The sequence below is a fragment of the Microbacterium sp. M4A5_1d genome (assembly GCF_053345465.1).
Genome location: NZ_JBKFAD010000002.1, coordinates 500,207 through 522,106, shown reverse-complemented (window position 1 = coordinate 522,106; position 21,900 = coordinate 500,207). Strand labels below are relative to the sequence as shown.

General features: G+C 72.0%; 19 protein-coding genes. 11 read left to right on the top strand and 8 right to left on the bottom strand.

What is annotated here, in order from left to right; genetic code table 11:
• Positions 1-162 precede the first annotated feature (162 nt).
• Positions 163-645, top strand: coding sequence for a redox-sensitive transcriptional activator SoxR (soxR, locus tag ACLBWJ_RS10735; protein WP_114588822.1), 483 nt, complete (start codon positions 163-165; stop codon positions 643-645).
• Here soxR and ACLBWJ_RS10730 read toward each other — a convergent pair.
• The gene (locus ACLBWJ_RS10730; RefSeq protein ID WP_282501568.1) at positions 640-1,512 is read right to left on the bottom strand and encodes a transketolase family protein; all 873 of its coding nucleotides are present in this window, start codon (positions 1,510-1,512) and stop codon (positions 640-642) included. The genes soxR and ACLBWJ_RS10730 overlap by 6 nt on opposite strands.
• Entirely contained in the window at positions 1,512-2,195 is a 684-nt protein-coding gene (locus tag ACLBWJ_RS10725; RefSeq protein WP_447660278.1) for a transketolase, read from the bottom strand. Before ACLBWJ_RS10725 ends, ACLBWJ_RS10730 begins: the two co-directional genes overlap by 1 nt.
• A gap of 248 nt (positions 2,196-2,443) precedes the next feature.
• On the opposite strand from ACLBWJ_RS10725, the gene ACLBWJ_RS10720 reads away from it, so the two are divergent.
• A complete protein-coding gene (locus ACLBWJ_RS10720) occupies positions 2,444-3,931 on the top strand; it encodes a DUF6421 family protein (protein ID WP_447660277.1) in 1,488 nt (495 codons plus the stop codon).
• 47 nt (positions 3,932-3,978) lie between these two features.
• Complete coding sequence (locus ACLBWJ_RS10715; RefSeq protein ID WP_447660276.1) at positions 3,979-5,106, top strand: threonine aldolase family protein; 1,128 nt, start codon at positions 3,979-3,981, stop codon at positions 5,104-5,106.
• An 81-nt stretch (positions 5,107-5,187) separates the two neighbouring features.
• Here the strand turns inward: ACLBWJ_RS10715 and ACLBWJ_RS10710 are convergent, their stop codons facing one another.
• On the bottom strand, positions 5,188-5,643 hold the full coding sequence (locus tag ACLBWJ_RS10710) for a VOC family protein (RefSeq protein WP_282501571.1): 456 nt from the start codon (positions 5,641-5,643) through the stop codon (positions 5,188-5,190).
• 100 nt (positions 5,644-5,743) lie between these two features.
• On the opposite strand from ACLBWJ_RS10710, the gene ACLBWJ_RS10705 reads away from it, so the two are divergent.
• A complete protein-coding gene (locus ACLBWJ_RS10705; protein WP_447660275.1) occupies positions 5,744-6,718 on the top strand; it encodes a helix-turn-helix transcriptional regulator in 975 nt (324 codons plus the stop codon).
• Positions 6,719-6,741: 23 nt separating this feature from the next.
• Here ACLBWJ_RS10705 and ACLBWJ_RS10700 read toward each other — a convergent pair whose 3' ends face one another.
• Complete coding sequence (locus ACLBWJ_RS10700) at positions 6,742-8,661, bottom strand: M3 family metallopeptidase (RefSeq protein WP_404568938.1); 1,920 nt, start codon at positions 8,659-8,661, stop codon at positions 6,742-6,744.
• A gap of 26 nt (positions 8,662-8,687) precedes the next feature.
• Positions 8,688-9,299 carry an NUDIX hydrolase family protein gene (locus tag ACLBWJ_RS10695; RefSeq protein ID WP_269268189.1) on the bottom strand — a complete coding sequence of 204 codons (612 nt, stop codon included), beginning with the start codon at positions 9,297-9,299 and terminating at the stop codon, positions 8,688-8,690.
• Positions 9,300-9,356: 57 nt separating this feature from the next.
• Between ACLBWJ_RS10695 and ACLBWJ_RS10690 the strand changes: the two genes are divergently transcribed.
• The 4 genes from ACLBWJ_RS10690 to ACLBWJ_RS10675 all read left to right on the top strand — a co-directional run bounded on the left by ACLBWJ_RS10690 (position 9,357) and on the right by ACLBWJ_RS10675 (position 17,688).
• The gene (locus ACLBWJ_RS10690) at positions 9,357-10,010 is read left to right on the top strand and encodes an alpha/beta hydrolase (RefSeq protein WP_282501574.1); all 654 of its coding nucleotides are present in this window, start codon (positions 9,357-9,359) and stop codon (positions 10,008-10,010) included.
• Positions 10,011-10,226: 216 nt separating this feature from the next.
• On the top strand, positions 10,227-11,897 hold the full coding sequence (locus tag ACLBWJ_RS10685; RefSeq protein WP_447660274.1) for an ABC-F family ATP-binding cassette domain-containing protein: 1,671 nt from the start codon (positions 10,227-10,229) through the stop codon (positions 11,895-11,897).
• 189 nt (positions 11,898-12,086) lie between these two features.
• Positions 12,087-16,922 carry an Lhr family ATP-dependent helicase gene (locus ACLBWJ_RS10680; RefSeq protein ID WP_447660273.1) on the top strand — a complete coding sequence of 1,612 codons (4,836 nt, stop codon included), beginning with the start codon at positions 12,087-12,089 and terminating at the stop codon, positions 16,920-16,922.
• Positions 16,915-17,688: a DNA-formamidopyrimidine glycosylase family protein gene (locus tag ACLBWJ_RS10675; protein ID WP_404568942.1), complete on the top strand. Its 774-nt coding sequence runs from the start codon at positions 16,915-16,917 to the stop codon at positions 17,686-17,688. The genes ACLBWJ_RS10680 and ACLBWJ_RS10675 overlap by 8 nt, the downstream gene beginning before the upstream one ends.
• A 35-nt stretch (positions 17,689-17,723) precedes the next feature.
• Here ACLBWJ_RS10675 and ACLBWJ_RS10670 read toward each other — a convergent pair whose 3' ends face one another.
• Positions 17,724-18,371, bottom strand: a complete 648-nt coding sequence (locus ACLBWJ_RS10670; protein ID WP_112617752.1) for a YitT family protein — start codon at positions 18,369-18,371, stop codon at positions 17,724-17,726.
• A gap of 230 nt (positions 18,372-18,601) precedes the next feature.
• On the opposite strand from ACLBWJ_RS10670, the gene ACLBWJ_RS10665 reads away from it, so the two are divergent.
• Positions 18,602-19,009 (top strand): UDP-3-O-(3-hydroxymyristoyl)glucosamine N-acyltransferase, encoded by a 408-nt coding sequence (locus tag ACLBWJ_RS10665; RefSeq protein WP_023953942.1) that lies wholly within the window; start codon positions 18,602-18,604, stop codon positions 19,007-19,009.
• Positions 19,010-19,031: 22 nt separating this feature from the next.
• On the top strand, positions 19,032-19,793 hold the full coding sequence (locus tag ACLBWJ_RS10660; RefSeq protein WP_447660272.1) for a LysR substrate-binding domain-containing protein: 762 nt from the start codon (positions 19,032-19,034) through the stop codon (positions 19,791-19,793).
• Positions 19,794-19,821: 28 nt separating this feature from the next.
• Here ACLBWJ_RS10660 and ACLBWJ_RS10655 read toward each other — a convergent pair whose 3' ends face one another.
• A complete protein-coding gene (locus ACLBWJ_RS10655) occupies positions 19,822-20,121 on the bottom strand; it encodes a hypothetical protein (protein ID WP_274179253.1) in 300 nt (99 codons plus the stop codon).
• Between the two features lie 75 nt (positions 20,122-20,196).
• Here ACLBWJ_RS10655 and ACLBWJ_RS10650 point away from each other — a divergent pair, with 75 nt between their 5' ends.
• On the top strand, positions 20,197-20,922 hold the full coding sequence (locus ACLBWJ_RS10650) for a glutamine amidotransferase-related protein (protein ID WP_282501579.1): 726 nt from the start codon (positions 20,197-20,199) through the stop codon (positions 20,920-20,922).
• Positions 20,923-21,040: 118 nt separating this feature from the next.
• Here the strand turns inward: ACLBWJ_RS10650 and ACLBWJ_RS10645 are convergent, their stop codons facing one another.
• The gene (locus ACLBWJ_RS10645; RefSeq protein ID WP_447660271.1) at positions 21,041-21,892 is read right to left on the bottom strand and encodes a tryptophan-rich sensory protein; all 852 of its coding nucleotides are present in this window, start codon (positions 21,890-21,892) and stop codon (positions 21,041-21,043) included.
• Positions 21,893-21,900: the final 8 nt, after the last annotated feature.

Below are 21,900 nucleotides of genomic sequence, written 5' to 3'. Positions count from 1 at the left end.
GACGGCGACGGCTTGACAGTCCCGCCCGACCCCGACGGTCAGGGCTGACCGCGATACAACCGTCGGACCCGCGGTGCTGATGAGGCGTGCGAGACGGCCCGAGGCCACAGCAGCCCCACCGACCCGACGGATGTATCGGTGCGTCGTAGAGTCGCAGGCGTGATGCGGTCCAACGATCTCCTGACCATCGGCGAGGTGAGCGCGCGCACCGGTGTGTCCGTCTCCGCGCTGCACTTCTACGAGCGGCACGGACTCATCACGTCGACCCGTTCTGCGGGTAATCAGCGGCGGTTCAGTCGCCACATGCTGCGCCGCATCTCGCTCATCCTCGTGGCCAAGCGACTCGGCATCCCGCTCGCCGAGGTCGCCGAGGCTTTCGCGTCGCTGCCCGCAGAGGCCGAGCCCAGCAGCGAGGACTGGAAGCGGGTCTCGCGGGCGTGGAAGGTGCGTCTCGAGGAACGGCGCGCGGCGATCGAATCGCTCGAGCGCGAACTCGTGGGATGCATCGGCTGCGGCTGCCTCTCGATGCGGTCGTGCGACCTGCTCAACCCCGGCGACGCGCTCGGCGCCGAGGGCAGCGGACCGCGCCGCGTCGCGCCCGCGCTCCGGCACGCGCTCGACGACGACGCAGCCGCTCCGTCATGAGAGCAGGTCGAGGCGTCGCCTGATCCCCGGCGCGTCGAGGCCGTGCAGCCGCGCATGGTCGGCCGGGGTGCCGTATCGGCGCTGTTCACCGACGCCGACCCCGATGTGCTCGACGAGGATGCCGCTGCCGCCGAGCGCCGCACCGACCGCGGCGGCGGTCGTCCCCTCGAGGAAGGGTTCGAGCACGGCCACCCGGTCGAAGGTGGAGCTCAGCGCGCGCAAACCGTCGCGATCGAGCGGCACGGGCGTCGCGGTGTATGCGACCGCGAACCCGTCGCCCGCCGTCGCCTCGAGCGCCGTGTCGAGGAGCGGGCCGATGGCCAGGACCAGCGTGCCCGCGCCCTCGCGCACGAGGTGGATGCGTCCGTCCGTCGGGAATGCCGCCCGGTTCGCCTGCGTCGAGAGCCGGATGTACTGGCGGTCGTCGGTCGTCGCCGCATCCCGGACGAGCGCCTCGACCTCATCCGGGTGCCCCGGCGCGTGCAGCCGCCATCCGGGCAGGGTGCTCAACAGGGCGATGTCGCCGGGGCACTGGTGCGTGCGCCCCGCGGCGGCCGCGTCATAGCTCGCGCCGATCGATACGAGCACCGCCCCGAGATCCTGGTGCGACAGGTCGAGCTTGATCTGCTCGAAGGGCCGCTCGACGAGGAACGGCGCGTAAGTGTGGACGAAAGGACGCAGTCCGGCGAGCGCGAGACCGGCGGCGACCCCGATCATCGCCTGCTCGCGGATCCCGACGTTGACGACACGGTCGGCGGCCGGGGTTCCCGCGGCCAGATCGAGCGGGCCGATGTCGGCGAGCACGAGTGTCGCGCGGTCGTCGGTGGCCAACAGATCTGACATGACGGTGGAGAAGCGGGCGCGCATCAGGATCCCTTCGCAGCGGTACGGACGACGGTGACACGGAGCGCCGCGCCGCGCGTCTCGAGAGCTGCGGCGAGCGCAGCGTGATCGTGCGAGTCGGCCTCGGCGGCATCCCATCCCTCCAGCGCGAACCGGCGTGCGATCCCGCCGGGCCATCCGAGCGACGCGGAGGAGTTGTCGATGACGATGGCGTGCAGCCGGGCGAGGGCGAGGCGGCCTGCGACGGCGATCGCCTCGTGGTTGCTGCCCTCGTCGAGCTCGGCGTCGCCGATCAGGACGAACACGCGGCCGGGAGTGCCGGTGATGTCGAGGCCGCGGGCGAGGCCCACGGCGATCGGCAGTCCGTGCCCGAGCGACCCGGACGAGATCTCGACGGCGGGGATGAGCAGACGGTCGGGGTGGTGACCGAGGGGCGAATCGACGCCCGCGAGATCGTCGAGCCAGCGGTCGGGCATCAGGCCGCGCGTGGCCAGCACGGCGTAGTACGAGGCTGGGCCGTGCCCCTTCGACAGCAGAAAGCGGTCACCGCCCTCGGGGCGGAGTACGCGGTCGTGCAGCACCCACAGCGCATCGAGGGTCGAATGCGCGGCGGCACTGTGCTTCTCGTCGCCGGTCACCCGCGCGAGGCGGTCGAGCAGAGCGGTCGGCAGCCGTTCGGTGAAGGAGTCGGGTTCAGTCATGGTCATGGTTCGAACGGTAAAACCTCAAGCTCAGTTGAGGTCAAGCTCGCGGTGACCGATGCATTCGTCGGACGGCTGGGGCTGCTGTCGCGTCGCGGCGCCGCCGAGACGACACCAGCCCCACCCGCCCGACGGGTGTATCGGCACGGTGCACCGCCACTACCGTCGCCGAAAACCCGGCGCCCGGTTAGGCTGACGCCAACCTGACCACCGCTCCCGCGCGGGAGCCGTACCTCGTAGATCGGAGGTTCCCCATGTCCATCGCTCAGACGCACCCCACCCCCGGTGCCACGAAGACGATCATCGGCGAGCCCGAGGTCGTCGAGGACGGCGGCGCGGTCGACGCCCTGAGCATCGCGCTCGCCGACGGCGTCGAGCACGACCCCGCCTGGATCTCGCTGCGCGACGCTGCGACGGCACTGCAGCAGCTGCAGGCCGCCGACGGCTCGGTGCCCGACCCCGGGGACCATGAGACGGCGCGGCGCCACGTCGCGGCGATCACCGCCGCGATCGGCCGCCTCGCGCCGCGGTTCCCGCACGACGCGGACTATCTCACCGCGTCGATCCGGGACTTCAACAGATGGGCCGCCTCCGATCAACCGGACGGCGCCGCTTCGACGGAGGGGGAATTCGGCGTGCCCGATTTCCTCGACTCGCTTGTGGCGTTCCAGCCGCAGCTCCACCGCGTCGACGGCATCCGCCACCTCGTCGTGTTCCCGATGTACACGCAGAACGGCTCGCGCGACCGGCACGTCGAGGCGCTGCTCGTCGAGGCGATCTGGCCGGAGGAGATCGCGCGCCTCGAGACGATGTATCCGAACCGGCTCTTCGTCTCGCTGCGACTGCTCGACTTCACGGCCGGCTACGACACCGACTCGGCGGTGCTGTTCCCCGAGACCGTCGCGATGCGCGAGATTCCGCCGTTCACGTGGGGGGCGATCTTCCAGGACCGCGAGGCAGCCCGCTACCGCCGGGTCGTGCGCGCCGCATCGGAGATCACGAAGCTCGACCTGCCCGCCGAGGCGGCCGAGATGCTCGACGACCAGGCGCTCACCGAGCGGGCGTTCGTGATGTGGGACCTCATCCACGACCGCACGCACATGCGCGGCGATCTGCCGTTCGATCCGTTCATGATCAAGCAGCGGATGCCGTTCTTCCTGTACTCCCTCGAAGAGCTGCGGTGCGATCTGACGGCGTTCCGCGAGTGCGTCGCGCTCGACCGGCGGCTGAGCACCGAGGCGGATCTCGACCCGGTCGATGCCGAGCTGCTGCGTCTTTCGCGGCTCGTGCAGTACGCCGTGATCTTCGACCGGATCTTCCGGTTCGCGATCACCGGCACGCGCGTGCGCAACTACGACGGACTCGGCGGCCAGCTGCTGTTCGCGTGGCTGCACCGCCGGGGCGTGCTGCACTGGACCGACACCGCGCTCGCCTTCGAATGGGGCGAGGTGCCGGATGCCGTGGTCGCCCTCGGCGACGCGATCGACCGCCTGTACTGGGAATCGATCGACCGCCCGAAGACCGCGCACTGGCTGGCGGCATACGACCTCGTGCGCTCCGTGCTCGAACCTCACCCCGCCTCGGTGTGGGCGCGGGGTCTGCCCCACGACGTCCTCGCGGGTCCGCCGAAGGGCTACACCGATGCGGTGCTGGACGACGAGTTCCCGCTGTCGATGTTCTACGAGGCGCTCGAGAAGAAGATGCGCGACGTCATCGCGTCCACGCGCGGCATCCGCGGCTGACCCGCACACGGGCCCGAAGCCGCGCCCGAGGCTGAAAGGATGAGGTCATGACCTCCCTGCACGACACCTCGGTGCGCGGCTTCGCGTCCGACAACTACTCCGGCATCCACCCGGAGGTCCTCGCGGCGATCACCGCCGCCAACGACGGCCACCAGACCGCCTACGGCTCGGACGTGTACACCGCCCGGCTGCAGGACCTCGTCGGCGAGCACTTCGGCGCGGGCGCCGAAGCCTTCCCCGTGTTCAACGGCACGGGTGCCAACGTCACGGCGCTGCAGTCGATGCTGCCACGGTGGGGCGCGGTGATCGCCGCGTCGACCGCGCACATCAACGTCGACGAGGGCGGTGCCCCCGAGCGAGTCGGCGGCATCAAGATCCTCAACGTCCCCACCGACGACGGCAAGCTCACGCCCGACCTCATCGACCGCGAGGCCTGGGGCTGGGGCGACGAGCACCGCGCTCAGCCGCTCGTCGTGTCGATCACCCAGTCGACCGAGCTCGGCACGCTCTACACGCCCGACGAGCTGCGCACGATCGCCGACCACGTGCACGAGCGCGGGATGCGGCTGCACATGGACGGCGCGCGTATCGCCAACGCCGCCGCGGCCCTCGGCCTGCCGCTGCGCGCCATCACGCGCGATGTCGGTGTCGACGTGCTGAGCTTCGGCGGCACGAAGAACGGCGCGATGCTCGGCGAGGCGATCGTCGTGCTCGACCCCGCGGCATCCGAGGGACTCACCTACCTGCGCAAGCTCAACATGCAGCTGTCGTCGAAGATGCGCTTCGTCTCGGCCCAGCTCGTCGCGCTGCTCGAGAACGACCTGTGGCGGCGCAACGCGGAGCACGCGAACGGGATGGCGCAGCGCCTGCGCTCGGCGGTCGAGTCGGGCATCGCCGACGGCTCGGTGCGGGGCGTGGAGTTCACGCAGCCGACGCAGGCCAACGGTGTCTTCGCGGTGCTGCCCGAGGGCGTCGCCGACCGGCTGCGCGAGTCGTTCCGTTTCTACGATTGGGGCCCCGCCGACGGAGGCTCGGAGGATCGCGCCAGCGATGCTTCGAGTGTCGGTGGGGAGGATGAGGCACGCCGCGAGGTGCGGTGGATGTGCTCGTTCGACACCTCGGCATCCGACGTCGACGCGTTCGTCGCCGAGCTCGCGCGCCTGACGACCGACTGACCACCTCCCGCGTCGGCGGGCATCCACGCGACGCACGACAAGAGCCGCGGCGGGGTCGAACCGGCCGCGGCTCTCGTGCGCTCAGGCGGCGGTGACGCTGAAGCTCCACGTGACGCCGAACCGGTCGGTGAGCATGCCGAAGCCCGCGCTCCACGCCGACGCGGCGAGGGGCTCGACGATGACGGCATCGGCGGCGAGCGCGTCCCACGGGCCGCGGAGCTCGTCGAGGCTTTCGGAACCGACCGAGACGAAGAACGCCTGATCGGTGATGGTGGCGTTGTCCTGACGGCGCGTCGCACCGCCGCCGGCGATCGATCCCTCTGTGCTTCCCGGGATGTCGTACGCCATCACACGGAAGCCGGTGCTCCCGGCGACGAGTCCGAAGACGACGGCATCCGCGCCGGGGAGGTCTGCGGGCATGCCGACCTCGGCGTACGTCGTGATCGAGACGTGTCCGTCGAAGGCGGCGCCGTAGAACTCGAGTGCCCGACGGGCGTCGCCGCGGAAGTTGAGGTGAGGGGTGGTGTGGATGGTCATCGCTGCTCCTGAGGAAAGGGCCGGCCCGATCGGCTCGACGCCCTCACCCTGACAGCCCTTCCGGTCAGTTTCTGTCCGCAAGGGCGGATACGGTGGGGCGATGACGACGACCTCCCGGTTGCTGACCCTGCTGTCGCTGCTGCAAGCCCGCCGCGACTGGCCGGGCGGAGCCCTCGCCTCGCGGCTGGGGGTGAGCGATCGCACGGTGCGACGCGACGTCGAGCGACTGCGCGAGATGGGATACCGCATCCAAGCGACGACCGGCCTCGACGGCGGGTACCGGCTGGAGTCCGGCAGTGAGCTACCGCCGCTGCTGTTCGACGAGGACCAGACCGTAGCCGTGGCCCTCGCCCTGCGGACGGCACCGACCCTCGGGGCGGGCATCGGCGAGGCGGCGGCCCGGGCGCTCGCGACGATTCGGCAGGTCATGCCTTCGCGTCTCCGTCACCGGCTCGACGCCCTGACCCCGACCGTCGTCGACCGTCCGGGGGATGCACCCGCCGCGGACGTCTCGCTCGAGGTTCTGTCGACGCTGGCGAACGCCATCCGCGACGGTGTCACGGTGCGGTTCGACTACGGCGAGGCGCGCGATGCCGATGCCGCGGGGTCCGTGCCGGCCCGACGCGCGGAGCCGCATCATCTCGTGGCGTCGGGTGGCCGCTGGTATCTCGTCGCGTGGGACCTCGACCGCGACGATTGGCGCCTGTACCGGGTCGACCGCATTCGGCCGCGCACACCGCTCGGCGGTGGCTTCGCGCGGCGAACGGTGCCCGGCGGTGACGTCGACGCGTTCGTCTCCGCGCGCTTTCGCGGGTCGGACACGGCGGAGTGGCCCTGTCGCGGCTCCGTCGTGCTGCACCTGCCGGCATCCGCGGTAGCGCCGTTCGCGGGCGATGGCACGGTCACCGCGCTCGACGACGGGCACTGTCGGCTCGAAGCCGGGTCGTGGTCATGGACCGCGCTCGCGGCCTCGTTCGGGCGGTTCGACGCCGAGCTCGAGGTCGTCGGTCCGCCCGAGCTCGCCGACGCGTTCGCGTTCCTCGCCGCGCGCTACGCCCGCGCTGTCACCACCTGACGGATCACCGGGGAGGCCGCCGCTCAGGCGCCAGCGAGCCAGGCCCGGTAGGCGTCGAACGAATACGGGCGGCCGAGGAAGTCGGCGACGAGGTCGGCCGCGTCGCGGCTGCCACCCGGCTCGAGGATGCGCTCGCGGTAGCGGGTCGCAACGGCCGGGTCCATGAGCTCGTCGCCGAACGCCGAGAGCAGGTCGCGGGCGATGACGAGGCTCCACTGATACGTGTAGTAGCAGGCGCCGTATCCGGTGAGGTGGCCGAAGCCCGCGTACGTGTGCCCGTTCGGCAGCGGGTGCACCGGCGACGACGCGCGGTACCAGCCCTCGACGGCCGCCTGCAGGTCGCTCGGCCGCTCGACGTGCAGGCCGTACGAGACGTTGGCGTGCCCGAGCTGGCGGGTCACCTCGAGGGCGCGACCGAAAGCGTCGGCCACCCGCATCCGCTCGACGAGGTCGGCCGGGATCGGCTCGCCGTCGGCGTTGCGCGCGAACGTCGCCAGCACGCCGGCATCCCACGCCCACTCCTCGAGCAGCTGGCTCGGCGCCTCGACGAAGTCCCACTCCGTCTCGATGCCGCTGAAGTCGGCCCAGACGGCGTCGGCGCCGCCGAGGATGCCGTGGACGAGGTGCCCGAACTCGTGGAAGAACGTCACGACCTGGTCGTGCTCGAGGAGTCCCCGCGAGAAGTTGCAGAGCAGTACGCCCTCGGGAAGCGAGCGGCCCGCGATGCCGGGCGCGAGGTTGAAGCACGCGGCGTGGTTGTACTTTCCCTCGCGCGGGTGAAGATCGAGGTGGATCCGACCGAGCCGGCGCTCGCCGCGGACGACGTCGTAGCTGCGGACGTCGTCGTGCCAGGCACCCGCGTCGACGGGGACGTAGGCGACGTCGAGCAGTCGCGCCGTGACATCGAGCACGCCCGCCAGGACGTTGTCGAACGCGAAGTAGGCGCGCACTGCCTGCGCGTCGACGGCGTAGTCCTCGCGCTTCAGCGCGCTGAGGAGGTACCAGAGGTCGGCCGCGGTGACCGCCTCGGCATCCGGCTCGTCGACGCGCAGCCGCGCGAGCAGCCGGTCGTACTCAGCGGCGGCGGCCTCGCGCGTCGCCGCGTCGATGTCGTCGAGGAACGACCGGATCGCCGCGCTCGAGCCGATCATGCGCGTCTCGGTCTCGTAGTCGGCCCAGTCGCCGTAGCCGAGCAGCTCCGCGCGCTCGGCGCGCACGGCGAGCAGTTCGGCGAGCACCGGGTCGTTGTCGGGCCAGGCGAGGTCGTTGTAGACCGACAGCAGTGCCGTGCGCGTCGACCGGCGCACCGCGAACTCGCGCACCGGCATGAGGTCGGTGTACTCGGTCGTGAGGGTGATGAGGCCCTCGTCGTCGACCGGGTGAGCGTCGATGAAGTCCTGCGGCAGCCCCTCCAGCGCGTCGGCGGGGAGCTTCAGCTCGCGCCGGCCGTCGCGGATGTTGCGCGAGAAGGTCAGCGAGAGCTCGGTGTCACGCTCGGCCAGCGCCCGCAGCCGTTCGCGTGTCGCCTCGTCGCGGTCGACGCCGCCGCGGCGGAAGTCGCGCTGGATGTGAGCGAGCAGGCGGCGGGCGGCGGCACCCAGCCCGTCGGTCGCGAGGCCGTCGAAGACGGCGAAGAGAGCGGGGTCGAGCGCCCGCTCGGAAAGCAGGGCGTCGATGGCCTGCACCCGGGCCTCGGCGGCAACGCGGACGTCGGCATCGGGGTGCGACTCGCTCAGCAGGGATGCCTCGGACGCCGCCTCGGCGATCGCGATCGACGCCTCGTTCCACAGCTGCAGACGGGCCAGGGGCGACAGCTCACGCCCCGCGATCAGCTGCGAGTCGACCTCGCGGACGCGGGCGATGCGGGCGTCCGGGCGCTTGGCGGCGAACGCGAGCCATCCGGCGGTGTCGGCGGGGAAGGCGAGGGGCTTCGGATCGGTCATGACCCGAGCCTACGCAGGAGCGGGCCTCAGCGAAGAGCACCCACCGAGGCGAGCGCGAGGCGGATGAGCGTGCCGCGGCCACCCTCCATCTCGGCGGCGAGGGCGTCGGATGCCGCTTCCACGGGGTCGAGCCATGTGACCTCGAGAGCATCCTGACGGGGCTCGCACGTGCCCGTGACCGGCACGACGAAGGCGAGCGACACGGCGTGCTGGCGGTCGTCGTGGAAGGGGCTGACCCCGGGGATCGGGAAGTACTCGGCGACCGTGAAGGGCGTGGGCGACGCGGGCAGGAGCGGGAAGGCCATGGGCCCGAGGTCGTTCTCGACGTGCCGGAACAGTGCGTCGCGGATCGTCTCGCCGTAGCGCACGCGGCCCGAGACGATCGTGCGCGTCATCTCCCCGACCGGCGTGGCACGGAGCAGGATGCCGACCTGGGTGACGGCCCCGAGCCCGTCGGTGCGCACCGGCACCGCCTCGACGTAGAGCATCGGCAGCCGGCGGCGCGCTTCGGTGAGCTCGACGTCGCTGAGCCAGGCCGGGTTCGTGGCTCCGCCGCCCGGGGCTCCGCGCAGCGGGTCGGCCGGGAGCGACGACTCGCCGCGCTCGTCGGGATCGGGATCGGGGGTGCGCACGGCCATGCCTCATGTATACCAATGACCCCCGGCGGTGTCGGAGGAGGCTGGCAGGATGGTCGCATGTCGCCCGATCCGGTCCTCGATCCTGCGGCCGTGCGCTGGTCGGCCGCTCCCGCCGACCGCGGTCGCCGCCCGTTACTGGTGATGGTGCACGGCTACGGCTCGGATGAGAACGATCTGTTCGCCCTCGCGCCGCACCTGCCGGCCGAGTACGTCGTGGCTGCGGTCCGCGCCCCGCTCACCCCGCGCTTCCCCACGCCGGGGTGGTCGTGGTACCCGATCGAGGGCCTGAACGGTCGCGATCCGCACGCGGCGACGGCATCCGCCCGCGCGCTGACGGCGTGGATCGACGCGGAGCGGGGCGATGCGGCATCCGTCGGGCTGCTCGGCTTCTCGCAGGGCGGGGTCATAGCGATCGAGGCGCTTCGCCTGCGCCCGGACGACTACGCGTTCGCCGTCACCCTGTCGGGCTACGCCAATCCTGGCGATCTCGACACCGACGCCGAGCTCGCCGAACGCCGCCCGCCCGTGTTCTGGGGTCGCGGGGCGCTCGACGACGTCATCCCGCCCGCACTCGTCGCACACACGGCGCAGTGGCTGCCCGGCCGGGTCGACCTGAGCGGCCGCGTCTACCCCGATCTCGGACACGCCGTCTCGGCGGAGGAACTGCGCGACGTCGCGACGTTCCTGCACAAGCAGCTCCCGTCGGCGTAGACTTCCCGGGCCCCTGTCCCGAGTGTGAGGAACGACCGTTGATCGGTTTCGACGCGACCGCGCTGTGATCCCGCGCTGATCCGTCGACCCTTCGGGCGTCCGACCTGGCCAGCGCATTCTCCGATTTCCGCGCTGGCCGCTGGACCGTTCCACCCCCGGTCGGGGTGTCCTCGGTGTCGGTCGTGCCCGCGCCCGACGACATCCGAGGAGGCAGTCATGCCCCATCCCGCTCCCGCGGTCGTCCTCGACCGCATCACCCTCATCCACCCCGACGGCACTCCCGCCGTGCGGAACACCTCCGGAACCTTCGGCACCGGGCGAACCGGCCTCGTCGGCCGCAACGGCTCGGGCAAGACCACGCTGCTGCGGCTGATCGCGGGCGAGCTCGCGCCGACCTCCGGCTCGGTCATCACGTCCGGACGGGTCGAGCTGCTGCCGCAGCGCTTGACCCTCGACATCGGGCGGCGCGTCGCCGACCTGCTCGGGGTCGCTCCCGTCGTCGACGCCGTGCGCGCCGTCGAGTCGGGAGACGTCCACCCGCGCCACTTCGACACGATCGGCGACGACTGGGATGCCGAGGCCCGAGCGGTCGCCGCGCTGACCGCGGCCGGTCTGCCGCCGGGAGCGCTCGACCGCCGCGTCGGAGAGCTCTCCGGCGGTGAGGCGGTTCTCGCGGCACTCGTCGGCGTGAGACTGCGCGGAGCCGAGATCGCGCTGCTCGACGAGCCGACCAACAACCTCGACCGCGACGCGCGCGAGCGGGTCGGCGAGCTCGTGCGAGCGTGGCGGGGTGCGCTCATCGTCGTCAGCCACGACACCGCGCTGCTCGAGCTGATGGACGACACCGCCGAGCTCTACGGCGGGGCGCTCGATACGTTCGGCGGGCCGTACTCCGAGTGGCGAGCCTGGCGCGACGACGAGCAGGCGGCGGCGCGCGCCGCGGAGACCGCCGCGGCGGCGACCCTCCGGCGCGAGCGGCGCGACCGGGCCGAGACCGAGACGAAGCTCGCGCGGCGTGCCGCGATGGGAGCGAAGGCGCAGCGCGAGAAACGCGTGCCCGGGATCGTCGCCGGCAACCGCGCGTCGGCCGCGCAGGTGTCGGCGGGTCGCGCGCGCGGCACGGCATCCGATCGGGAAGCCTCGGCTCGGGCGGCCCTCGATGCGGCAGGGCGGCGGGTCCGCGACGACGACGCCGTGCGGATCGACCTGCCCGATCCCGGCGTCGCGGCGAGCCGGCGCCTCGCGACGATCGGCGACGGCGAACGCTCGTGGGTCGTGCAAGGGCCCGAGCGTGTCGCGCTCGTCGGGCCGAACGGCGCGGGGAAGACGACGCTGCTCGAGGTGCTGGTGCGGTCGGCGGACGCTAACTCCTCAGAATCAGGTGCTGCGGTATCCGATCGTCGCTCGGGCGGCCCCGGCGCGCCCGATCTGAGGAGTTATGGCACGGCGGTCGCGCATACCGACCGCGTCGGCTACCTGTCGCAGCGGGTCGACGGGCTGCGGGACGAGGCGACGGTGCTCGACAGCGTGCGCGCGGCCGCGCCCGCCGCCACCGACGTCGAGCTGCGGAACCGGCTCGCGCGATTCCTGCTGCGCGGCGACACCGTGCTGCGCCCGGTCGCGGCACTGTCGGGCGGGGAGCGGTTCCGGCTGGCCCTGGCCTGCGAGCTGCTGGCCGATCCCCCGCCGCAGCTGCTGGTGCTGGATGAGCCGACGAACAACCTCGACCTCGACACGGTCGAGCAGCTCGTGCAGGCTCTCGCCGCCTACCGCGGTGCCGTGCTGGTGGTCAGCCACGACGACGGCTTCCTCGCCCGCCTCGCGCCCACCCCGATGCTCGAGCTGCGCGACGGCCGGCTGAGCGAGGTCCCGCCGGCTGGCCCGTGAACCGAGGTCCCCGTTGGGCCGGTGTCAGCGTCGAGGTCCCACTTGGGCCGGGAATGTGCGCCCGATTCCCGGCTCAAGTGGGACCTCGCGGGGTAGCGCGCGGGCAGCGGGGCACGGCAGGACCTGGCACGGCGGATGCCGCGGGCGCAAGGCCGCGCCGATGTCGGAGGTCCGCGCGAAGATGAAGGCATGGCCGATGTGCTCGCCCGATTCTCCGCGCCCACCGCGGACTGGTTCCGCGGCGCGTTCTCGAAGCCCACGTCGGCGCAGGCCGGTGCGTGGGACGCGATCTCCGCCGGCAAGCACGCCCTCGTGGTCGCGCCGACCGGGTCGGGCAAGACCCTGTCCGCGTTCCTCTGGGCGATCGACCGCATCTTCCGCGACAAGGTGGCGGCCGGCCCCGTCGACGACAAACCGGCGAAGCGCAGAAAGGCGGATGCCGCGCCGGCCGACACCCGCGTCCTGTACGTCTCACCGCTGAAGGCGCTGGGCGTCGACGTCGAGCGAAACCTGCGGTCGCCCCTCGTCGGCATCGGACAGTCGGCGCGCCGCCTCGGTCAGCCCGTCCCCGACGTGACGGTCGGAGTGCGATCGGGCGACACCTCCTCAGCCGACCGGCGCGCCCTGGTCGCCCGACCGCCCGACATCCTCATCACGACGCCCGAGTCGCTCTACCTCATGCTCACCTCGCAGGCATCCGAGACACTGCGCGGCGTCCACACCGTCATCGTCGACGAGGTGCACGCCGTGGCGGCCACGAAGCGCGGTGCGCACCTGGCCGTAAGCCTCGAACGCCTCGACGCGATCCTCGAGAAGCCGGCTCAGCGCATCGGCCTCTCCGCCACGGTGCGTCCCATCGACGAGGTGGCGCGCTTCCTCGGCGGCGCGGCCCCCGTCGAGATCGTCGCACCGAAGGCGTCGAAGGCGTTCGACCTGAACGTCGTCGTGCCGATCCCCGACATGCTGCATCCCCCGGCCCCACCCGGCGCCGAGGATGCGGGTGCCCCCGGCGCTGCGGGCGGTCGCGATGACGGAGACGACGAGGGGGACGACGACGATGGCGACGGCGCCTGGTACCGCGCCCCGCAGGCGACGGAGGTCACGGGGTCGGTCTGGCCGCACGTCGAGGAGGCGATCGTCGACCGCATCCTGCAGCACCGCTCGACGATCGTGTTCTCGAACTCGCGCAGGCTCGCCGAACGCCTGACCGGACGGCTCAACGAGATCTACACCGAGCGTCTCGGGGGCGACCTTCCCGAGCCCGCCGTCCCTGCGGGCATGATGGCGCAGGCCGGGGCCTCCGCCGGCGCCGAGCCGGTACTCGCGAAGGCGCATCACGGCTCGGTGTCGAAGGAGCAGCGCGCCCAGGTCGAAGACGAGCTGAAGTCGGGTGTGCTCCGCTGCGTCGTGGCGACCTCGAGCCTCGAGCTCGGCATCGACATGGGGGCCGTCGACCTCGTCATCCAGGTCGAAGCACCGCCGTCGGCGGCATCCGGACTCCAGCGCGTCGGACGCGCCGGCCACCAGGTCGGCGAGGTCAGCCGGGCAGCACTGTTCCCCAAGCACCGCGGCGACGTGCTGCACACCGCGGTCGTGACCGAGCGGATGCTGGCGGGCAAGATCGAGGCGATCGCGGTTCCGCAGAATCCCCTCGACATCCTCGCCCAGCAGACGATCGCCGCGTGCGCGACCGGCACGATCGAGGTCGAGGCCTGGTTCGAGACGGTGCGGCGCAGCGCCCCCTTCCGCACGCTCCCCCGCTCGGCGTACGAAGCGACGCTCGATCTGCTCGCGGGCCGCTTCCCCTCCGACGAGTTCGCCGAGCTGCGTCCACGCCTGGTCTGGGACCGCGATCAGGGCACGCTCACGGGGCGCCCAGGAGCGCAGCGCATCGCGGTCACGAGCGGTGGCACGATCCCCGACCGCGGTCTGTTCGGCGTTTTCGTCGCCGGCGAGAGCCGTAACGCGCGCGTCGGCGAGCTCGACGAGGAGATGGTCTACGAGTCGCGCGTCAACGATGTCTTCACGCTCGGCACGACCAGCTGGCGCATCGTCGAGATCACTCATGACCGGGTCAACGTCGTGCCCGCGTTCGGCCAGCCGGGCAAGCTCCCGTTCTGGCACGGCGACGGACTGGGGCGTCCCGCCGAGCTCGGCGAGGCGCTGGGGAAGTTCAGCCGCGAGGTGTCGGCGGCCGGTCCCGAGAAGGCGTCCGAGCGGTTGCGCGAATCGGGGCTCGACGACTACGCGATCGAGAACCTCCTGGCGCATCTCGCCGAGCAGCGCGAGGCGACCGGCAGTCTACCCACCGACCGGACGCTGACCGTCGAGCGCTCCCGCGACGAGGTCGGCGACTGGCGCGTCATCCTGCATTCCCCGTACGGCATGCACGTGCACGCTCCGTGGGCGCTGGCCGTCAACGCACGCATCCGCGAGCGTCTCGGGGTCGAAGGCGCAGCCGTCGCGAGCGACGACGGCATCATCGCGCGGGTCCCCGACGCGGCTGCCGAACCGCCCGGCGCCGACCTCTTCGTCTTCGACGCCGACGAGCTCGAACAGATCGTCACGGACGAGGTCGGCGGATCGGCGCTGTTCGCCTCGCGCTTCCGCGAGTGCGCGGCGCGGGCCCTGCTGCTGCCGAGGCTCAACCCCAACAAACGCGCGCCGCTCTGGCAGCAGCGGCAGCGCTCGGCGCAGCTGCTCGAGGTCGCGCGGCGGCATCCGTCGTTCCCGATCATCCTCGAGACGCTTCGCGAGGTGCTGCAGGACGTCTACGACCTTCCGGCACTCCTGCGCATCACCCGCAGCATCGCCGACCGCCGCATCCGCCTCGTCGAGACGACGACATCGCAGCCGTCGCCGTACGCCCGCGATCTGCTCTTCGGCTACGTCGGCGCCTTCATGTACGAGGGCGATTCGCCGCTCGCCGAACGCCGCGCCGCGGCCCTGTCCGTCGATCCCGCGCTGCTGTCGGAGCTGCTCGGCAAGGTCGAGATGCGCGAGCTGCTCGACCCCGAGGTCATCGCGCAGTTCGAGCGCGAGGCCCAGCGTCTCGCTCCCGACCGACGCGCGCGCGGGGTCGAGGGCGTCGCCGATCTGCTCCGCATCCTCGGCCCGCTCGACCCCGGGGAGGTCGCAGCCCGCCTCGAAGAGTCCGCGGGCACCGGGACCGGCACCGGCACAGCGGAGGAAATCGGCACAGCGGCGGATGCGAGCGCCGCGCCCGTTCCGCCGGACGGCGAATCTCCTCCCGAGCACCGGGTCGCCGAGGCCGCCGACCTGCTGCAACAGCTCGTGACCGCCCGCCGCGCGATCCCGGTCACGATCGCAGGCACGCAGCGGACGGCGGCGATCGAGGATGCCGGCCGCCTGCGCGACGCGCTGGGCGCGGCGCTTCCCGTGGGCATCCCCACCGCGTTCCTCGAACCCGTCGTCGATCCCCTCGCCGACCTCGTCGCACGGCACGCCCGCACCCATGGGCCGTTCCGCACCGCGGACGTCGCGACGCGTCTCGGCATCGGCACCGCCGTCGCGCGTCAGACACTGCAGCGGCTCGAGTCGCAGGGGCGCATCGCGAGCGGTTACTTCCTGCCTGAGACCTCCGGCAGCGAGGCCGACGACCTCGAGTGGTGCGATTCCGAGGTGCTGCGCCGGCTGCGGATGCGGTCGCTCGCGGCTATCCGGGGCAGCGTCGAGCCGGTATCGCCCGAGGCGTTCGCGCGGTTCCTGCCCGTGTGGCAGCACGTCACCCGGCCGCTCGAGGGCGTCGACGGCGTCGCCGCCGTGATCGAGCAGCTCGCCGGTGTGCCGATTCCTGCGAGCGCCTGGGAGTCGCTCGTCCTGCCCTCGCGCGTGCGCGACTACGCACCCGGGATGCTCGACGAGCTGACCGCGACGGGCGAGGTGGTCTGGTCGGGGCACGGCACCCTGCCGGGGCGCGACGGCTGGATCGCGCTCCATCCCGCCGACATGGCGCCGCTCACCCTGGCGCTGGCCGACGCCGACTCCGAGGCCGACGAGTCGTCGACGTCGGGCGACTTCGACGTCCGGATTCTCGAGGCTCTCGCCGTCGGCGGCGGCTGGTTCGCGGGGCAGCTCGTCGCCGCGATCGGCGCCCCCAACGAGCAGAGCGTGCTCGACGCACTCTGGCGTCTCGCGTGGGCGGGCCGCCTGACGAACGACACGTTCACGCCGGTCCGATCCCTCCTCTCGGGCGGTTCGCAGGCGCACCGCAGCGCCCGCCGCACACCGCGGTCCCGCCTGTATCGCGGCACACCGCTCGCGCGCCCCACGACGCCGGCGGCGCCGCGCCCGTCGACGCTCGGCGGCCGGTGGTCGCTCCTGCCCACGGTCGAGCCCGATCCGTCGCTCCGCGTCACGGCATCGGCGGGGCTCCTGCTCGACCGCTACGGCGTCGTCACCCGGGGCAGCGTGCAGTCCGAGGGTGTTCCCGGCGGTTTCGCGCAGGTCTATCGCGTTCTCGCGGGCTTCGAAGAGGCGGGCCACTGCCGCCGCGGCTATGTCATCGAGACCCTCGGCGCCGCGCAGTTCGCGGCATCCGTCACCGTCGACCGCCTGCGTGAGTTCGCGGCGCTCCCCGACCCGCCGCCGCGGCGTGCGGTCACGCTGGCCGCGACCGACCCGGCGAATCCCTACGGTGCAGCCCTCGGCTGGCCGGCGCTCGAGGGCGTCTCGCATCGACCGGGCCGGAAGGCCGGCGGCGTCGTGGTGCTCGTCGACGGTGCGCTCGTGCTCTATCTCGAGCGGGGTGGGCGTTCGGCGCTCGCCTTCACCGACGACGAAGAGGTGCTGACCGCGGCCGCAGCCGATCTCGTGAGAACGGCTCAGGCGCGCCGCCTCGACACACTCACCGTCGAGCAGGTCAACGGCGAGTTCGTCTACAACACCCCGACCGGGCGGGCGCTGCGCGCAGGCGGTTTCGTCGAGTCGTCGCGCGGCCTCACGCTGCGCCGGCTGACCGCGGGCTCACGGGCGGCGATGTCCGGAAGCAGCGAGCGTGCCTGAGGGCGACACCGTCTTCCGAGCCGCGCGGAAGCTGGGTGAGGCGCTCGTCGGACAGGAGGTCACGCGCTTCGACATCCGTGTTCCCGGCAGTGCGACAGCCGACCTGCGCGGCGAGAGCGTCTCGTCGTCGATCGCCCGCGGCAAGCACCTGCTGCTGCGCATGGGCGCATTCAGCCTGCACTCGCACCTGAAGATGGAGGGTCGCTGGCACGTCTACCGCCACGGCGAGCGCTGGCGGGCACCCGCGTTCCAGGCCCGCGCGATCGTCGGAACGCGCGATCGGGATGCCGTCGGCTTCGAGCTCGCGATGGTCGAGGTCCTCCCCACCGCCGACGAGGACCGCCTCGTCGGCCACCTCGGGCCCGACCTGCTCGGCCCCGATTGGGATCTGGCCGAAGCGGTGCGTCGCGTGAGCGCGGACCCCCGAGCCGCGCACGTCGCCCTGCTCGACCAGCGGAACGTCGCCGGCTTCGGAAACGTCTACGCGAACGAGCTGCTCTTCGTTCGCGGCATCCTGCCCATGACCCCCGCCACCGAGATCGACGCGGCCGCCGTGCTCGAGACCGGGTACCGGATGATCCACGCCAATCGCGATCGCGCGGCGCGCACCTTCACCGGCAACGACCGGCCCGGGCAGCGGATGTGGGTTTACGGCCGCGAGAACAAGCCCTGCCGCCGGTGCGGGACGCTGATCCGCGCCGGCGAGATCGGAGCGCTGCCGACGAGCGAGCGGAACATCTTCTGGTGCCCGCGCTGCCAGAGCTGAACCCCGCCGGGTCTGGAGCGATCCGACGCTTGCACTCAGCGGCCGATGTAGCGACCGGGGCGGTGGTTCAGGACGAGCACGACGCTCAGCACGACCGCTCCGGCAGCGCTGAGCAGCACCGCCGGCCACGGCAGCACCAGCAGCGCGGACGCGATGATCACGACGTCGAAGATCATCTGGGTCCATCCCGCACTGAAGCCCATGCGCTCCTGCAGCACGAGGGCGATGATGTTCACCCCGCCGAGGCTCGAACGGTGGCGGAACAGGATCAGCAGCCCGACGCCGGCGAGCAGGTTGCCGCCCAGCGTGCCGTAGATGGGTTCGATGCTCGCGAACTGCAGCAGGTGCTGGTGCACGAAGGTGAACGCCGAGACCAGGCCGATCGAGACGAAGGTGCGGATCGTGAACGACACCCCCTTCTTCCACAGGGCCAGCGCGGCGAACGGCGCGTTCACGACTGCGAACAGCACCGGGAACGACCATCCGGTCGCATAACCGAGAAGCAGCGCGAGGCCCGCGGTGCCGCCGGTCACCGAGCCCGACGACTGCAACAGGTAGAGGCCGAGGGATGCCACGAATGTGCCGGTCACGATGCCGAGCAGATCCTCCGCGCGGGTGTGGCGCGTGAGCGCCGCCTCGAACACGAGGGAAGGTCCGGTCGACGGTGCGCGAGAAGGCTCCACCCGCCCATCCTCGCAAACCGGGGCGCGAGTGGAAGCAAGCCCCGCGGCGGCGGCATGTTATCGCGCGAAGGTCAGCTCGCACACCCCTTCGACCTCGGCGGCTGCGCATCGCACGCTTGTTCCAGCAAACCGGTCGACCTGCCGCTCCGAATGATTCGTGGGAATGAAAACGCGGGTCGCGGGGTTGTTTCCAGTACTCAGTACCGGACCCGGAACTGTCGGAGGGGATCGTGGGCAAGAACTACATCGACATCGAGAACGACCGCGGAGAGACGCTGCGTTACCGCAAGCACGCGAACGGTCGGGGCTTGATCGCGAACGGGGCCAAGGTGCACCCGACCGCACTGGTCGAAGCAGGCGCCTACGTCGAACCCGGAGTCCAGGTCGCCGCGGGCGTTCACATCGGCCGTGGCGTGTGGATCGAGCGCGAAGCCGTCATCGGCCCGAACGTCGAGATCGCACCGCACGCGCACGTCGGCTCCGGCGCCGCCATCGGTCCGCGGGCGAAGATCGGCATCCGCGCGTTCATCGGAGCGCACGCGCACGTCGCCGGTGGCTCGCTCATCGGCGACGACGAGAACATCGCCGACGGCGAGCACGTGGCGACCGACCAGCGCGGACTGCGTCTGGCCGCCTGACCCGCCGGGATACGCTTCAGGCATGACACCCGGACGTTCCTCGGGCCGCCCCGCTCGTAGCGGCGGCCGAGGCGGCGGTGCCCCCGGGCACCGCGGCGCCCCGGCATCCGGGCAGCGGTCCGTGGCCCGCAAGGCAGACCGCACCTCGGGAACCCGCCGCGAGTCGGATGCCGCCGCACCGGACCTGAGCGGCCTCGGCGCTTTCCGCCTCGGAGCGGCCCCGGGTGCCACACCCGGCAAGTGGATCGACGTGTGGAAGCAGCGGATGCCCGCGAACCCGGTCGATCTCGTCACCCTCGAGTTCGTCGACCAAGCCGCCGCCCTCGCGAGCGGTGAGGTCGACGCCGCCCTCGTGCGGCTTCCGATCGAACGCGCTGGGTTGAGCATCATCCCGCTCTACGACGAGATCACGGTCGCCGTGTGCAGCGCCGACTCGTCCCTCACCGTCGCCGATGAGCTGACCCTCGCCGACCTCGCCGGGGAGGTCGTCATGGTGACCGGTGATGACGCTCTGGGTATCGAGGTCCCCGGCGCCATCGCCCCCGCCTTTTCCGCCATTGCCACGACGGGTGACGCGGTCGCGACGGCGGCCACCGGCGTCGGCATCGTGCTCGTGCCGATGTCGCTCGCGCGACTGCATCACCGCAAAGACACCACGTACCGGCCCGTGGTCGACGCTCCGACGTCGACGGTCGCGCTCGCCTGGCCGACGGAGGCGACCACGCCGCTGGTAGAGACGTTCATCGGGATCGTGCGCGGCCGTACCGCGAACTCCTCGCGCTAACACCCACCCCCGACGCCGGTCGCCCGAATCACGCCCCGTGCAGCCGCCGCGCCCCGTCGGGGATCGCACCCGCAACCGGAGCGCGGCTCAGCAGGGCGGCGGCGTCGATCGGGTCGTCCGGCGCGGCGGCATCCGGATCCGCCTCGAGCTCGACCACGACGGGAGCGGGCAACCGGATCGCCGTGCGAGCGTCCCGCGCCCGCGACTCGATGCCGGCCGCGTCGACGGGGCGGCGCACCCGCCAGCCCCGGCGCGCGGCGGCGACGTCGAGCCGGTCGAGCACCGCGATGAGCTCGCTGGGGTCTGAGATGATCACGCGGGCGGTCATCCGGCCATTGTCCTCCGCTCGTCACGGAAGGTCATCCCCACCGGCTCGACTCGGCGGGAACCATAGACTTTCGGCATGGCCCCGCTCGTGTACGTCTGCGTGCGCCCGCAGCAGGCGGCCGCGGACGCGGAGTACGCGTCGTTCCGCACCGCCATGGGCCTCGATGAGTCCCAGCTCGAGCGCATCGATCTGACGCGCGACGCCCTGCCCGCGGACGCGTTCACGCGCTGGCGCGGCTTCGTCGTCGGCGGCAGCCCCTTCAACGCCACTGACGATCCCGGCGCGAAGCCGGAGGGCCAGCTGCGCCTAGAGGCCGACCTCGCGCGCATCGTCGAGGCGGCGGCATCCGCTCGGACGGCGGCGCTGTTCACCTGCTTCGGCATCGGCGTGGCCACGACCTACCTCGGCGGCACGATCTCGCGCGACTACCCCGAGGACACCGGCCCGACCGATGTGACCCTGACGGAGGCCGGCCGGGTCGACCCGCTGCTGGGCTCGCTCTCTCCCACCTTCGCCGCGCTCACCGCACATAAGGAGGGGACGCAGACGCTTCCCGCCGGGGCGGTGCTCCTCGCCACGAACAGCGCCTGTCCCGTGCAGGCCTACCGCGTGGGAGATCGCCTGTACGCGACGCAGTTCCACCCCGAGCCGACGCCGCAGGACTTCACCGAGCGCATGACGATCTACCGCAACGACGGCTACTTCGACGCGGCGGACTACGACCGCGTCGCGGCCCGCGTGCTCGCGGCCCCCGTGACCGAGCCGAGCCGCTTCCTCGCCGCGTTCGCCGCGACGTTCTGACGCCGGGCGCGATACAACCGTCGGATCGGTGGTGCGGATGTCGCCTCCGACGACGTTCGAGGCGACACCAGCACCATGGGTCCGACGAATGTATCGGCGCGGCCGGTCAGGCGACCGATCAGGCTGTGCGGGTGCGGCGCAGGATGCCGCGGTGCTCGCGGCCGTTCGAGCGCCAGGCCGTCACGGCTGCGGCGGCGGCGACCACGACGATGACCGCGACGGCGGCGACGGCGACCGGCGTCGAGTGGGGCTGATCGGTCGTGCGGGCGATGGCCACCCACGCCAGGCCCCACGACAGCGCGATGATCGGCGAGGGGCGCCCGCGCGAGAAGGCTGCGATGCCCACGCCGACGGCGGCCACGAGCACGAGCACGGCCACACCCCACACGTCGGCCTGCATGCCCCACGACTGGGGGACGGTGCGGCTGAGCCACGCCGTGACGTTCGCGACCGTCGCCAGCGAGACCCATCCGAGGTGCAGGCCCACCGTGGCGTCCATGAGCAGCCGGTCGCCGACCGACTGCGGCCGCGAGCGCACCAGCAGGTGGAACGTCCAGCCGAGGGCGGCGAGGAGCGCCACGATCGCGACGACGGTCAGCGGCAAGGTCGTGAACTGCGCCGCGAGCAGCCATCCCCCGTTGAGCACGGCGGTCAGCGCGATCCACCATCCCACGAGCCGCTGCCGGTCGCGGGAGCGCTGCGCGGGCAGCGCTTGCCAGATCGTGTAGCCGATCATGAAGAGGTAGATGACCGACCAGATGCTGAACGCCTGAGTTCCCGGCGCGAGCACCGTCGAGTCGGCGTCGAGCGCGCCGCCCTGCAGATCGCGCACGTTCGTCCCGCCGAAGAGCCCGGTCCCGACCATCGCGGCGATGATCATGAAGACGACGGCCGAGATGACCGCGATCTGCCGGACGAGGTCCGACGACTTCTGCGGAGGGCGGGCGGCGTGGTGCGCTGTGGTGCTCATCCCTTCAC